We start from the raw sequence: 15,394 nt of genomic DNA on the forward strand, positions 1-15,394 counted from the left end.
CAGTCCAACATAGCACACACATGAAATTTAACATCAAAAATACATTTACCGAGGAACTCCCTGCAGATCCCCTTCAAGAAAATTTCCGAAGACAGGTAAACGCTTGCTTTTCTTATGTAAGCCCTAAGAAGACATCCAAGCCTGTTTTGGTACACACCTCTAAGGAGATGGCCAAGGAATTAGGAATTGAAGAAAAAGACCTGCTTTCCGAGACCTTTTTAAACATATTTTCTGGCAACGCTATTTATCCAGATACACAGCCTTATGCCATGTGTTACGGCGGACATCAATTTGGGAATTGGGCCGGACAGTTAGGCGATGGCCGAGCCATAAATTTGTTCGAAACAACCCATAACAACAACCATTGGGCCCTTCAACTTAAGGGGGCCGGAGAAACTCCCTATTCTAGAACAGCCGATGGTTTGGCCGTACTTCGTTCTTCAATAAGGGAATATTTATGTAGCGAAGCCATGTTTCATTTGGGAGTCCCTACCACAAGAGCCCTATCAATATGCGAAACCGGAGATAAGGTTTTACGCGATATCCTATATTCAGGACATCCGGAATATGAAAAAGGAGCGGTAGTGTGCCGGGTAGCCCCCTCCTTTTTGCGGTTCGGAAATTTCGAGATTTTAATGGCCAGGGAAGATAAGAAGACGCTTCAAACCCTGACGGATTATACTATAAAACACTTCTTTCCCCACATTCAAGCGGGCAGCAAGGAAGGTTACCTACAATTCCTTAAAGAAGTCACAGATCGCACCTTGGAGATGCTTATTCATTGGCAACGGGTTGGTTTTGTTCACGGGGTAATGAATACCGACAATATGTCTATTTTAGGGTTAACGATCGATTATGGACCTTATGGCTGGCTCGAAGGATATGATGAAGGCTGGACCCCGAACACCACGGACCGTCAGCATAAACGCTATCGATACGGCAACCAGATCAATATAGGGCTTTGGAACCTGTATCGCCTGGCCAATGCCCTCTACCCGCTCATAGAAGAGACCGCGCCCGTGGAGGCCATTCTTAAGGGCTACAGAGATGCTTATCAGCAACAATATCTTAGTATGATGAAGGCTAAGATTGGACTGTTCGAAAAAGATGCCCGCGACATTGCCCTGATCAATACATTAGAGGAAAACTTGCAGCTGACCGAAACGGATATGACCATTTTCTTCCGTAACCTGGCCGCCGTCAAAAAAGATAAAGCCCTCTCAGACGATTTTTTATCCGTAGTAATGGACGCCTTCTATGCGCCCCAAGAACTGGACGAAAATATACGCGAAACATGGAAACAATGGTTCCTTTCCTATGTAGAACGTTTAAAGCAAGAACGTATATCGGATACAGAGAGGCAACAAAAGATGAATGCCGTAAACCCTAAATATGTGCTTAGAAATTATATGGCACAATTGGCCATTGAAGCCGCGGACAAGGGCGATTATTCCGTGATCGAAGAACTGTACCAGCTCTTAAAAGCTCCGTATAACGAACAAGAGGAAAAGGAAAATTGGTTTGCCAAACGGCCCGAATGGGCAAGAAATAAGGCAGGCTGCTCTATGCTATCGTGTAGTTCATAGTTTTTTAATCTTTACAAAAATAATTTGGGCGTTCCCTCCTTCGTCGGTCGGGGCCTTCGCTATATCCCTTGCCTTGCTGCGGGGATGCCGCTGCGGTCCCTAACGCGGGAATCAATATCTAGATTATCAATAAAAAAAGTAGGCTCCAACACCATCAAAATATAAAAAAACCTGCTCTTGAGCAGGTTTTTTTATATACCATTATTTATGGCAACTATTTATTTTTAACACTGGCAACCTTTGTCTCATTTACATGGTTCATTTTTAAATCCTGTAAAACGTTTACCGCTTCTTCTATATATACGTCTTTTGCCAGGTCCTTATGCCAACGAACACGTTTTTCCTTTAGCACCGTATCTTTTGCAAAAAGCTCTTTTTCGTAGCCTAAAGATTCAAATAGCAAATGAGAATTGTAATCATTGATAGTTTTAAAATACTTGGCTGTCTCCTTATCCTTTTCCAACTCTCTCTTATAGTTGTTATATTTTAAGGAAACTACCGTTTCGTCCTGGGCTTTCTTAATCCATCTAGCATTTTCATCTATCAGTTTTATCTGCTCGTTACCGGCCATCCTTTTGGTGCTATTGGCAATAGTAGCTTCATAATCTATGTATCCGTCCCAAGGAGCATATTTTGCCGGGGCTATTTTATCCCATCCCAATGGGTTTTCCTGATCTTTTTCTCCTATATCAATGTAGCTATAACGGTCTGGAACAATCACGTCGCTCTTAACCCCTTCTAACTGGGTAGAGCCCCCATTAATTCTATAAAATTTTTGGGTGGTGATTTTTATCGCCCCTAAATCTCCGTATTCATTACTACGAACAATATTCTCTAAAGGAATTACATTCTGAACGGTACCTTTACCAAAGGTCTGTTTACTACCTATAACCACCCCTCTTTTATAATCTTGCATCGCAGCTGCCAGAATTTCCGAAGCTGAGGCAGACAGTTCGTTCACCAATATAACCAAAGGACCGTCCCACTGAATTCGGTCATCCTTATCGTTATATACTTCTGGTGCTTTATTGGTAGAACGCACCTGTACTATAGGTCCTTCTTTAATAAACAATCCGGCCATATCGACTACGGTCTTTAAAGATCCTCCACCATTGTCCCTTAAGTCTAATATCAATCCTTCGACACCGGCCTCTTTTAAACGTTCTATTTCTTTGGCCACATCGGTGGCGGCATTTCGTTCGTTATAATCTTCAAAGTCTACATAAAACTTAGGCAGATTGATCAGGCCAAATTTCTGATCCTCCTTTATAATGGTGGCAGATTTAGCATAGGATTCTTCCAATTCCACAACATCGCGCATCAAAGAAACCACGATTAAGGAACCGTCTACTTTTCTTACTGTCAAATCTACAATTGTCCCTTTTGGGCCTTTAATAAATTTAATGGCATCATCTAAACGCATCCCCACAATATCAACTGGGGGCTGTCCGTTTTGACCTACTTTTAAGATCTCGTCTCCAACCTCAATTTGTTGGTCCCTCCATACCGGACCACCAGAAATAATTTCGACAATTTTGGTCTGGTCTTTTTTCTTTTGCAGCCTAGCGCCAATCCCTTCAAATTTTCCAGACATACTGGTATCAAACTTTTCTTTGTCATCTGGGGCAAAATAAAAAGTATGGGGATCAAAAACTTCTACAATAGTATTTAAGTATTGTACAAACCAATCTTTACGCTCCAATTCATCTATGAAATCAAAATAATCGTCCAAGGTGCTCTTGGTCAATTCCCTGGCCGCCTTCTCTGCTTCCGCCGGACTCAATGGAGCCGAAGGGGTATTGTCTTCAAAAACAGTGGCAGGCCCCTCCTCATTTACATCGGCTTCCTTTTCTACCGCTTTAAGCTTGCTGCCTTCTAATTTGTTGTCATAAGTCCCTAAAGTAGCATATTTCAATTGCTTTCTCCAGCGCTCCTTCAATTCCTTTTTAGAAGATACAAACGGCTGCTTATTGTATTTAACATCCAATGTTTCCTCTTTGGAATAATCAAAAGGTTCCTTTAAAACTTCCTTGTAAATTTCCTTGGCCTCTGCCATTCTTTGTACAAGACGCCCGTAAACCATATCGAAAAAGGTGATATCGACATTCTTTATCTGATCGTCAATCTGAAATTTATACTTGTCAAACTCTTCAATATCGCTCGCTAAGAAGTAACGTTTGGTCGGATCTATAATATCTATAAAACTATCAAACACTTCTACCGAGAAATCATCGTTAATATCTTTGGGCTGATAATGCCCTCGCTCCAGTACATAGGTAATCAAATCCAACAATAACTTATCCTTATCATCGGTTTCAAAAGTTTTATTGGTAAAACTACATGAAGCCACCGCAACAAGCATTACTAATAATGCGTAAGCTAAATTTCTTTTCATTTATTTTTATATTATTCGGATTCTATAAAATTAATCAAATGACAAGCGTAATCCTAGCTTTGCCATTTAAATCCCAGAAATTATAAGGATTCGCCTAAAATAAAGTAAAAACCATGCCAGTATTAGCATTTGTGACATTAATGTTTTGTTAATATTCCATAGCCCCTTTCCTAGAAAACTAAGGATTTCCCTTGATAATTCAAAAAATGTATCTTAATTTTTAAACTTTCTAAAAGCTAGCCATATAGGCTAAAACCAATAACACTTTAAAAACGTATTTTTGCCCCATAAATTATATTCCATGACAAAACCTTTAATTCTTGTTACCAATGACGATGGTATCACTGCCCCTGGTTTAAGGGCATTAATTCGTTTTATGAAAGAAATAGGCGATGTAGTTGTTGTTGCTCCGGACAGTCCACAGTCTGGAATGGGACATGCCATTACAATAGACAATACCCTTTATATTAAGAAATCCCAAAGAGACCTTGTTAATGGTGTAGACGAGGAATATAGCTGTAGTGGCACCCCTGCCGACTGTGTAAAATTGGGACTACAGGAATTATTAGGTCGCAAACCCGATCTTTGTGTCAGTGGCATCAACCACGGCTCTAACTCATCCATAAATGTTATTTATTCGGGTACTATGAGCGCGGCCATAGAAGCCGGAATCGAAGGAATCCCGGCCATTGGTTTCTCCCTTTGCGATTATTCTTGGGACGCCAATTTTGACTTGGCCAAGGAAAGTATTCAAAAAATAGTCCAAGAAGCCTTGCAAAACGGTATTCCAAAAGGGGTCGTACTAAACGTAAACATTCCTAAAACTACTTCAGAAGCCCCAAAAGGCATCAAGATTTGCAGACAGGCACGTGCTAATTGGAAGGAAAAATTCGATAAGCGCACCAACCCAATGGGCAAAGAATACTATTGGCTTACCGGTGAATTTGAACTGTTGGATAAAGGAGAAGACACCGACGAATTTGCCTTGTCGCAAGGATATATATCCGTGGTCCCTACCCAATTTGACCTAACCGCACACCACGCCATACAACTCATTAACAACTGGAGCCTAAATGATTAAAAAAGAGATTTTAATAGGATTTATAGTAGGGTTAATAGCTAATACGATAGGAACCCTTGCCTATATCGTTTTGTTCTCGGACTTCGGAATTTTGGAAACCTACCAGGCAGCTGTTGTCCAAGGACATGTAGGAAGCCTATTGGCACTTGGAGCTATATTGAATTTATTTGCCTTTTTTGGATTTTTAAAGATTCGAAGAGATTATAGGGCCAGAGGAGTGATGTTGGCTACATTGCTAACCGCTATTCTAATTCTATATTATAAAGTCTTTTAAAAGTAAACGAAATTTATTCATCGGTTTAAAAATATAATCAGCCCTGAATCGGTTCCCGAAAAGCGCCTAGAAAAAAGGCTCCATAGAAAGGATCGGTTTAAGGAATTTGGAAATAGACATTTCATATGAAATGAGCATGACCGATAATAGGTCGCTACTACGATTATAGCCATGCGAATTACATATGACCGTCAAAAAAACAATATTTATCCACATATGAAATATTACATCATTGCAGGAGAAGCCTCGGGAGACCTACATGGCTCTAACCTTATAAAAGCATTAAAAATTAAGGACAAAGAGGCCAACATTCGTTGTTGGGGCGGCGATTTAATGGAAAAAGCTGGTGGTACCTTGGTTAAAAACTACAAGGATATGGGCTTTATGGGCTTTATTGAGGTAGTGACCAATATCAATAAAATTTTTAAAAACATCGCTTTCTGCAAAACCGATATTGCCAAATTTAACCCTGATGTCATTATTTTTATAGACTATTCCGGATTCAATCTTCGTATTGCCTCATGGGCCAAAGAAAATAATTTTAAGACCAATTACTATATTTCCCCACAAATATGGGCCTCTAGGGAATCTAGGATCCACAAAATAAAAAGGGATATCGATGCCATGTATGTCATTCTACCTTTTGAAAAGGAATTTTACGAAAAGAAACATCAATATCCAGTGAATTTTGTCGGTCATCCTTTAATCGACGCCATAGACGATTTGCCCAGGACCCCGGACAACATATTTAGGGAAGAGAACAAACTACACCCTACAAAACCTATTATAGCATTATTACCGGGAAGCCGGAAGCAAGAAGTACAAAAAATGTTGACCCTGATGCTCTCGGTGGTCGAATCTTTTCCCGACTACCAATTCGTCATTGCTGGGGCTCCAAGCTTAGATTTAGACTTTTACCTCCCTTTTCTAAAGGCCTCCCAGGTAAGTTTAATTTCCAATAAAACATACGATCTTCTAAGCTTATCCCATGCTGCTCTGGTAACCAGTGGCACTGCTACGCTAGAAACAGCCTTATTTAAAGTGCCACAAGTAGTATGCTACCGTGCCCATTGGATATCCTACGCGATCGCAAAACGGATCATTACCCTTAAATTTATATCCTTGGTGAATTTAATAATGGACAAGGAAGTGGTAAAAGAACTTATTCAGAACGACCTTAATACCAAAAACATTAAAACAGAACTTTCTAAAATTTTAGAAGGGCCCTATAGAGCTACACAAATTGAAGCCTATACCCTTTTGGAAAAAAAATTAGGCGGTAAGGGTGCCAGTGAAAAAGCAGCTGACTTAATAGTAGAAAATATAGCTGGCTCGTAAAGGCATCAACATTTTATTCTTGGTAAGGCCCAAGAAAACTTCCTTCTTACGGAATGCCAAATATTGGCCATGGGATACAATAAACTAGTTAAATTTGCCGTTCCATATAAAAGGTTAAAATTTAGATTGATATAAAAATATTATTCTAAATTTGGCCTTAAGGGTATTAATTTTTAAGTTGATGAAACACCAACATCTTTCTCTATTGCTTATCATTTTATTTGCCAGTTGTGGGGTTTCTAAAAGAAGTGCCACACAAAGCGATGAACGAAAAATAAGTGTTGCAGCTTCTATCCCTCCTTTGGAAGATCAAAACGAAGTGGTGTTGGCTCCCAAAGAAATTAAGGATATAGTCCCTAAACTTACAGATCAGGTAATCAATACTGCCCTTTCCTATTCTGGGGTAAACTACCGATATGGCGGTACTAATTCTAATGGAATGGATTGCTCCGGCTTAATGTATGTTAGCTTTGGACAACACGATATTTCCTTGCCTCGTTCTTCCTATCAGATGGCGGAACACGGAGAAACCATAAAGCTGGACGAGATTAACAAAGGGGATTTAGTCTTTTTTAAAACTTCTAGAAAAAGCAGAAAAATCAACCATGTTGGATTGGTGGTAGCCGTAGATGGCAATGACATACAGTTTATTCACTCCTCCACCTCTAGAGGGGTTATTATCTCCTCTCTACGCGAAGGATTCTGGAACCATGCCTTTGTAAAGGCTGCAAGAATATTATAAAATGCAATGGCTAAAATTCATAGCCGTTAAACTTACTCTTTGCATTATTTTTGGTATTTTATTAGGGTATTTTAGTACCCCCTCCCCTATTATTCCCATTTCCCTTACCCTAATATTTCTCCTAATTTTAGGGATGGTATTTATAAGAAAACACCATCATAGTTCTTCTGTATTATTTGGCACTATTACCATGCTTTTGGCCATTTCTATAGGAACACTTTCCTTTTCCATCTCCCAACCCAAAAACTGGCCGGACCACTACAGTCATCTTTCACAGCATGAAAAAAAGGAATGGACTCTAAAAATTAGGGAGGTCTTAAAACCTACCCCCTACAGCCATCGTTACATTGCGAAAGTACAACAGGCCGATTCCTTAAAGACCTCTGGCAAAATATTTATCAATGTAAACAGGGATTCTACCAGTGCCCCACTTTTTGTAGACGATGAAATTATGGTCTATTCCGCATTTACCCCCCTTTCTTCTCCCCTAAACCCACAGCAATTTAACTATAAAAAATACGCGGAAGACCTGGGTATTTACCATCAACTAAAAATAAACGCTGCCCAATTCGTAAAAAAGGATGCCCCCTCCAAAACCCTTATAGGTATAGCGGCAAGGGCAAGAAACCATCTCATCGGAAAATTAAAGGAATATCCTTTTGGCCGAGAAGAATTGGGAGTCATACAAGCCCTATTGCTCGGTGAGCGCAATGAGCTTAGCCAAGAGACCAATACCCATTATAAGGATGCCGGGGCCTTTCATATCTTGGCACTTTCTGGTTTGCACATTGGCATCTTGTTAGGCCTGCTACATTTCTTCCTAAAACCCTTAGAATTGCTCCCTAAGGGCAAAAGTATTAAACTATTCGTCATTGTAGTATGCCTGTGGGGTTTCGCCTTCCTAGCTGGGCTATCGGCCTCTATTATCAGGGCAGTTAGCATGTTTTCTTTTGTAGCCTATGCCCTGTACCTAAATAGACCCACCAGTAATTTTAATGTACTGGCCTTGTCCCTGCTTTTTATCCTTCTCCTCATCAACCCCATGTTGTTATTTCAGGTAGGGTTTCAATTAAGTTATGCCGCCGTGTTTTCTATTGTTTTGATATTCCCCAAGCTTCAACAATTTTGGACCCCAAAAAACTGGTTCCTAAAAAGAGGATGGGAACTGCTTTCGGTCAGTATCGCAGCACAACTGGGCGTATTGCCCATTAGCCTATTTTATTTCCATCAATTTCCTGGGCTCTTCTTTGTATCGAACCTTTTAGTAGTTCCCTTCCTTGCCTTTATCCTGGGAATGGGGATACTGGTTTTAGCTTTAGTTGTCTGCGATATTTTACCGTCCTTCTTGGCCCTAGGGTATAATACTATGATCAAAAGTATGAATTGGGCCATTGAACAAATAGCACAACAAGAGTTGTTTCTTTTTAAAAATATTTATTTTGATGCCGTACAATTAGTCCTAAGCTTTGTCATAATTATTTCTATCGGAATCTTGTTCACAAAGGCTTCTTTTAAACGAATACTGATATGTTTTTTAGGAATTTTATGTTTTCAGCTGTGGTGGTACTATGTTTCTTTGGAACAATATAAAACTGAAACAATTCTGATAGCCCATATCCCCAGAAGTTCTGCCATTCTGTATCAAAGCGGCAATTGTTTAAGTGTTCTTCATAGAGATAGTCTTGCCACGGCAAGGGTGGTGAACGATTTTAGCCTTTCTAAAAATATTGGAGAAATTAAATACAGTCCCTTACAAAACAGTTTTAGGTACGGGGAGAATACCTTGTTTGTGGTAGACAGCAGTGGATTTTACCCCAAGACCGATTACAAGGTTACTACTTTACTATTGACACAGTCCCCAAAAATAAATTTAGATCGCCTAATTGACACGCTTCACCCAGAAATTATTGTTGCCGATGGCAGTAATTACAAAAGCTACATAGCACATTGGAAAGCAAGTTGTAAAAAAAGAAAGCTCCCTTTTCACTATACTGGTGAAAAGGGAGCTCTGATATATACTTTTAAGTAGTTTAACGTACTCCGTGCATTAGTTTTTTAATTATCGGATTTAATACAATGGATACAAAACCTACACCCACTGGTATCAATGTAAAAATTAAAAAGAAGGTACTTAAGGAATATTCAGTCGCTATTTTGTCGATCATTCCTCCCATATTCCCGGCGGCTTTTTGACCAATGGCGATGGCCAAATACCAAATACCAAACATAAAACCGATCATTCTTCCGGGCACCAATTTACTTAGGTATGACAAGCCTACAGGCGACAAACACAGCTCTCCCATAGTGTGGAAAAAGTAGGTACAAATTAAAAACACCATACTCACAGAAGCCGTTTGTGCTCCTGGAGGTATTCCTGCTGTTCCAAAGGCCAAAAATCCGAACCCTAGTCCCAATAGAATTAATCCCAAACCATATTTCATGGCTGCACTAGGATTGTATTTACTTTCCCACCATTTAGAAAAGAAAGGCGCAAGAACAATAATAAAAAAGGAATTTAAAATCCCGAACCATGAAGCGCCTACCTCGGTAGCATCCTTACTAAACTCTCTGTCGATTTTCCAAATAACAACCCCCCATAGCGAAACAAAGGCAAGGGCCAAAACAATATTGGAATACGGAATCTTGGTATAGGTTTTTTTAAACAATAGTACCAACACCCATGAAATTACAGCCAAAGGCCCAACAGTTAGAATTAAATCTATGATTTTAAAAATTGTTGCCGAATTTCCTGATAGTTCCCTAGCCGTATAATCTCTGGCAAAAATGGTCATAGAACCCAAAGATTGCTCAAAGGCCGCAAAGAAAAACACGGTAAATAATCCAAAAATAGAAACGGCAATGATTCTATCGCGCACAATTCTGGTATATCTAAAGATCCTGCTAATAATAAGCCACAAGAACATAACCAGGGCGGCAAGCACTGTTACCGTAGAACCATCATAGTTTCCAACACTGAAATTTAAAAGGTTTACGTCGCCAATTTTAGACATCGGATCGTTAAAAAGGTATAACACCCCTCCGATGGCAGATAAGATCATTAGTACCTTGTCTAGTGTCGTAAAAGGGTTTAGTTTTTCTTCTGCTTCCTTATTCTCATCGACTACTACACTTTCTTCGTTAATATTTTGCGGCAATTCTACCTCGTATTTTTTACTAGGTTTTTCCCCTATACTACCAAATAAATCTTTGGCCAACCAGAACTGCAACATTCCCAAGAACATAAAAATCCCTGCCAATCCGAAGCCATAGCTCCAACCGATATTCTCGGCCAAGTACCCACAAAGCATCATTCCAAAGAAAGCACCGGCATTAACCCCCATATAAAATATAGTGTATGCACCATCTTTCTTAGATTCTTTGCCCTTGTACATTTCGGAAATCATAGAAGTAACATTAGGCTTAAAGAATCCTGTTCCAATAACCAAAAATGCCAAGCCTAGATATAAGGTAAATTGCGTTTCAAAGACCATGGCAGCATGGCCCAACATCATTATAAAACACCCTATGATCACGGCCCATTTATAGCCGGTAAATTTATCCGCTACATAGCCACCGATAATTGGCGTCAGATAAAGCAAGGAAGCATAGGTTCCAATCAATGCTAAGGCGTGTTCACGGGGCCATTCCCAACCAGGATTGTCCCCAATTAAAGGAGCCGTTAAAAAAAGTACTAATAGGATTCGCATTCCATAAAAGGAAAACCGCTCCCACATCTCTGTAAAAAATAAGACAAAAAGTCCGGCCGGATGCCCTATAACCTTATCCTTAAATAAATTTTCAATATCGGTATTCATATTTCTATATTCGTTAAATGCTTCCTTAACTGTAGATTAATTTGTTTTGTTAATATCTGTATCGGCCAATTCATAAGGCTCATTATCCTTCATATCATGCTCATGATCTTCTGCACCATGAGTTAGCTTCTTCAATTTTTTCAAGAATAGAATAAGAAGGACACCAAAACTCACGGTAAAAACAGTTAGCCATAAAAAGGTGCTGTATTCTTGTTCGCTTTGTTCCTCTTCCAAAACAAAGGAAACTTCGTAGTTTTTCCCATCTCCTTTATTTGCCAGGTTTTGGGCGGCATCCCTATCTTTCTCGAATACGAGTTTGGCGTGATATGGATTGCTGGAAGTTGCGTTGTTTTCTTGAAGCGTTTCTTTTAATTTGGTTAGGTTATTGTTCTTATTGTCCGTTAGCTTAAACAGATCATTAAGAGGTTTCCCCGAATTTATTTCCTGGAATACTACCGCATCATTGTCCAAATACACTTGGGTTTTAATACCAAAGTTTTTATCCTCGTTAATAGGATAATCATATATCTTGACAATCTTTTTATCCATATTTTTGATTTCCATGGAATCCTTGCTCATGTATGGAAGCATAGCTTCCTTACTTACGATCATTTCTCCCTGATAAGGGTGCAATTGAGAAGACTCCCCTATACTACCTGCCAACTTATTTCCAAATCCGGTAGCCGCAAAATAAACCCCCATCATAATAGAAGCATACTTTATTGGGGCGAGTTTGGTGATAAATGAAAGGGACACCGGAGAAGTACATAATTCTCCTATGGTATGAAATAGATAGGCTAGAAAGATCCAAATCATAGCTGCTTTCCCAAAGACTTCCGAACTAGCTTCTTTAGAAGCGAACATCATAAAAATATAACCAAGTCCCATTATAATGGTCCCTATGGCCATTTTAAATAAAGACGACGATTCTTTCCCACTTTTTTTCCACCAGATCCAGAATCCTCCCACTAGCGTTCCAAAGATGATAATATATCCAGCATTTAAAGATTGGAATACAGCAGCAGGGATTTCTTGTAACCAGCTTAAACCTATAGTTCTATCTACTTTGGCATCCGTGTACAGGTTCATTAGGCCTCCTGCTTGCTCAAAAGCTCCCCAGAAAACGATCACGATCAAAAATGAAAGCAATAATACAAGGACTCTATCCTTTTCTATTTTGTTCAATGGCCTTTTAGCGGCAATACGCTCCTCTTCGGACACATTTTTTCCGCCACTAAATTCTCCCACTCCTTTTAGGTACTTCTGTCCCCAAATAAATACAGCCTGACCTAGCAACATTCCTACTCCTGCAAGTCCAAAACCATAATGCCAACCGTAATAATAAGCTACTAAGCCTACAGAAATACTAGCCAAGAAAGCACCTATATTAATCCCAATATAAAATATAGTAAATCCGCTATCCCTTCTTATATCTCCTTCTTGGTACAATCCACCTACCATAGTAGAAATGTTAGGCTTTAGTCCACCAACCCCTAAGATTATTAGGATTAATCCTGTGAAAAAGGCCCAATCTTGTGGAATGGCCAGGGTGACGTGCCCTGCACAAAGCAGTAGCCCTCCGAGCATGACCGTTTTTTTCTGCCCTAAAAACTTATCGGCGATCCAACCTCCAGGGATGGAGGCTACATATACCAACATGGTATACCATCCATATAGCCATATAGCATCTTTATTAGACCAACCCAAACCAGGATCGATGGCAGTGGCAGAGGTAGCTATATACAGCACCAAGATTCCCCGCATCCCATAATATGAGAAACGCTCCCACATTTCAGTGAAAAACAATATAAACAGACCAACGGGATGGCCAAATAATTCTTTCCGATGTATTTCCTTTACTGAACTTTGCATAGGTGTCTTTAGTTAGTTATAGATTTTCTTTTATAAAATTGGTCATTTTAGTATAGAGATGCAGCCGTGTATTCCCTCCGTAAATTCCGTGGTTTTTATCTGGATATATGGCCCAATCGAACTGCTTATTGGCTTGCACCAAGGCTTCTACCATACGCATGGTATTTTGTACGTGTACATTGTCATCGCTACTCCCGTGAACCAATAGATATTTTCCCTTTAATAGTTCTGGATAGTTAAAAGGTGAGTTGTCATCGTACCCGCTTGGGTTTTCTTGTGGGGTACGCATAAAACGTTCCGTATAAATGGTATCATAAAAGCCCCATGAAGTAACCGGTGCCACAGCGATTGCCATTTCAAAAGTATCATTGCCCTTTAGCAAGCAGTTGGTAGACATAAATCCACCATAGCTCCATCCCCAAATTCCGGTTCTGCTTTCATCTACATACGGCAGTTCGCTAAGTTGTTTTGCCGCATCGATCTGGTCTTGAACCTCATACTTCCCTAATTCCTTATAGGTAACCTTTTTAAAATCGCGTCCTTTAAATCCAGTTCCACGGCCATCGACACAAACCACAATATAGCCTTCATCGGCCAACATTTGATACCAATAATCGTTAGAACCCATCCAACTGTTGGACACCGACTGGGAACCTGGCCCACTATACTGTGTCATAAACAAGGGATATTGTTTGTTGGCATCAAAATCGGCAGGTTTTACCATCCACATGTTTAAATCGTTGCCATTGACCTTAATGGTTCCATATTCTTTTGGACTTAAGGAATAGTCCTCAAGTTTTTGAAGCAAGGCCTTGTTGTCCTTGATATCCTTTAACTTTTTGCCGGATTTAGCAGCATGCAAAGTATATTCGGGCGGAGTGGTTGCGCTAGAGAAAGTATTTATAAAATAGGTGAAGTCGGCACTAAAATCAGCAGCATTAGTCCCTTCTTTAGAAGTTAAGCGTTGTTTCTTTCTACCATTACTCTTTATACTGTAAACATCCCTATTGATAGAGCCGTTTTCGGTAGACTGATAATATATTTTATCTTGCTTTTGATCGTATCCATAATAATTGGTTACCTCCCATAGGCCTTTTGTAATTTGCCTCACAAGTTTCCCTTTGGCGTTATACAGGTAAATGTGGTTATAACCGTCCATTTCACTGGTCCATATAAAGCTATCGTCTTTTAAAAAGGTAAGGTTATCGGCAACATCTACATAAGCCGCATCCTTTTCCTCCAACAAAACGCTTACACGGTTCTTTTTAGCATCAACAGCCAACAGTTTTAAATGGTTTTGATGTCTATTTAAAGTCTGTACGCTTAAGGTGTTCGCATCGTTCATCCATTTAATCCTAGGAATGTAATATGCATCGTCTAGGGCTACTTCGGTTATATTTCCAGTAGCTACATCTAACATATGTAAAGATACCACGGCATTATTTTCACCTGCCTTTGGGTATTTAAAAACTTGCTGTGTCTGATAAAGCTCAGAACCGTAAATATCCATTGAGAATTCAGGAACCTCGGTTTCATCAAAACGGATAAAAGCTATTTTAGTACCATCGGCATTCCATTCAAAGGCTCTAACGAAAGAAAACTCTTCTTCGTACACCCAATCTGTAATACCATTAATGATCTTGTTTTTCACCCCATCGGTGGTGATTTGCGTAGTCTTTTTACTCGCTAGATTAAAAGTATAAATATTATTCTCCTGCACATAGGCCACTTGGGTACCATCGGGAGAAAGGGAAGGTTCTTGAATTTTAGTGTCGGAGATTTTTACAAGATCTTTTGACTGAAGATCGTAGACATAATAAACTCCAAGGGTTGAACGCCTATAGATAGACTCTAGCTGAGTTGCTAATAACAGCTGAGACTCGTCCTTACTAAATTCATAAGAACTAAAATGAGAAATCTCCTCTAAATCTGCGGAAGAAACTATGGTTTCTACTTTTTCTTGGGTAGAATAATCGTATTTGTCTATGGAGGTAGTACCCTTGCTCCTATCGAAATCCAAGATGGTGTATTGTTTGCCATTTTTTAGGGATCTCAACCTTTCCAAACCTTCGGTTCTAAAGTGACCCCCATAAATTTCCTCAAGGGAAATTTGTTTGTTTTGGGCGGTAATGGTTGAAAAAATACTGAACGTTAATGCTACAAAAAAGGAAATTTTTCTCACGTTTTTCACTGAATTTTATTAATTATTCCCAATAATTTTGATTGAAAATTCGTTTAAACTTTTAAAATTGCTTAAAACTGTCAAGTTTACTAAAAAAAACACAGAAACA

General features: G+C 39.4%; 9 protein-coding genes and 1 pseudogene. 6 read left to right on the plus strand and 4 right to left on the minus strand.

The annotated features are described in order from the left end of the window. The first annotated feature begins 20 nt into the window (after nucleotides 1–20). Nucleotides 21–1,586, plus strand: coding sequence for a protein adenylyltransferase SelO (locus HCG49_RS05740; RefSeq protein ID WP_168468585.1), 1,566 nt, complete (start codon nucleotides 21–23; stop codon nucleotides 1,584–1,586). 214 nt (nucleotides 1,587–1,800) lie between these two features. Here the strand turns inward: HCG49_RS05740 and HCG49_RS05745 are convergent, their stop codons facing one another. After that, nucleotides 1,801–3,981, minus strand: coding sequence for a carboxy terminal-processing peptidase (locus HCG49_RS05745; RefSeq protein ID WP_168468586.1), 2,181 nt, complete (start codon nucleotides 3,979–3,981; stop codon nucleotides 1,801–1,803). 301 nt (nucleotides 3,982–4,282) lie between these two features. Here HCG49_RS05745 and surE point away from each other — a divergent pair, with 301 nt between their 5' ends. From surE to HCG49_RS05770, 5 genes are all read left to right on the plus strand, one after another. Then, nucleotides 4,283–5,062: a 5'/3'-nucleotidase SurE gene (gene surE, locus HCG49_RS05750; protein ID WP_168468587.1), complete on the plus strand. Its 780-nt coding sequence runs from the start codon at nucleotides 4,283–4,285 to the stop codon at nucleotides 5,060–5,062. Beyond that, nucleotides 5,055–5,336, plus strand: coding sequence for a hypothetical protein (locus HCG49_RS05755; RefSeq protein ID WP_168468588.1), 282 nt, complete (start codon nucleotides 5,055–5,057; stop codon nucleotides 5,334–5,336). Before surE ends, HCG49_RS05755 begins: the two co-directional genes overlap by 8 nt. A gap of 216 nt (nucleotides 5,337–5,552) precedes the next feature. Continuing rightward, complete coding sequence (gene lpxB / locus HCG49_RS05760) at nucleotides 5,553–6,674, plus strand: lipid-A-disaccharide synthase (protein ID WP_168468589.1); 1,122 nt, start codon at nucleotides 5,553–5,555, stop codon at nucleotides 6,672–6,674. 181 nt (nucleotides 6,675–6,855) lie between these two features. Beyond that, nucleotides 6,856–7,416: a C40 family peptidase gene (locus HCG49_RS05765; protein WP_168468590.1), complete on the plus strand. Its 561-nt coding sequence runs from the start codon at nucleotides 6,856–6,858 to the stop codon at nucleotides 7,414–7,416. 1 nt (nucleotide 7,417) lies between these two features. Next, nucleotides 7,418–9,445, plus strand: a complete 2,028-nt coding sequence (locus tag HCG49_RS05770; protein ID WP_168468591.1) for a ComEC/Rec2 family competence protein — start codon at nucleotides 7,418–7,420, stop codon at nucleotides 9,443–9,445. 1 nt (nucleotide 9,446) lies between these two features. On the opposite strand, the gene HCG49_RS05775 is transcribed toward HCG49_RS05770, so the two are convergent. The 3 genes and pseudogenes from HCG49_RS05775 to HCG49_RS05785 all read right to left on the minus strand — a co-directional run bounded on the left by HCG49_RS05775 (nucleotide 9,447) and on the right by HCG49_RS05785 (nucleotide 15,285). After that, nucleotides 9,447–11,231: a peptide MFS transporter gene (locus HCG49_RS05775; RefSeq protein WP_168468592.1), complete on the minus strand. Its 1,785-nt coding sequence runs from the start codon at nucleotides 11,229–11,231 to the stop codon at nucleotides 9,447–9,449. 633 nt (nucleotides 11,232–11,864) lie between these two features. Continuing rightward, nucleotides 11,865–13,103: pseudogene (locus HCG49_RS05780) on the minus strand (peptide MFS transporter); the annotation flags it as partial. Nucleotides 13,104–13,119: 16 nt separating this feature from the next. Beyond that, a complete protein-coding gene (locus tag HCG49_RS05785) occupies nucleotides 13,120–15,285 on the minus strand; it encodes a S9 family peptidase (protein WP_317167453.1) in 2,166 nt (721 codons plus the stop codon). Nucleotides 15,286–15,394: the final 109 nt, after the last annotated feature.

It is taken from the genome of Arenibacter sp. 6A1 (assembly GCF_012272855.1).
Taxonomy (GTDB): domain Bacteria; phylum Bacteroidota; class Bacteroidia; order Flavobacteriales; family Flavobacteriaceae; genus Arenibacter.

Excerpts from the sequence above, each read along its gene's own strand:
- HCG49_RS05740 (WP_168468585.1), top strand. The coding sequence starts at position 21 with ATGAAATTTAACATCAAAAATACATTTACCGAGGAACTCCCTGCAGAT.
- HCG49_RS05745 (WP_168468586.1), bottom strand. The coding sequence starts at position 3,981 with ATGAAAAGAAATTTAGCTTACGCATTATTAGTAATGCTTGTTGCGGTG.
- surE (WP_168468587.1), top strand. The coding sequence starts at position 4,283 with ATGACAAAACCTTTAATTCTTGTTACCAATGACGATGGTATCACTGCC.
- HCG49_RS05755 (WP_168468588.1), top strand. The coding sequence starts at position 5,055 with ATGATTAAAAAAGAGATTTTAATAGGATTTATAGTAGGGTTAATAGCT.
- lpxB (WP_168468589.1), top strand. The coding sequence starts at position 5,553 with ATGAAATATTACATCATTGCAGGAGAAGCCTCGGGAGACCTACATGGC.
- HCG49_RS05765 (WP_168468590.1), top strand. The coding sequence starts at position 6,856 with ATGAAACACCAACATCTTTCTCTATTGCTTATCATTTTATTTGCCAGT.
- HCG49_RS05770 (WP_168468591.1), top strand. The coding sequence starts at position 7,418 with ATGCAATGGCTAAAATTCATAGCCGTTAAACTTACTCTTTGCATTATT.
- HCG49_RS05775 (WP_168468592.1), bottom strand. The coding sequence starts at position 11,231 with ATGAATACCGATATTGAAAATTTATTTAAGGATAAGGTTATAGGGCAT.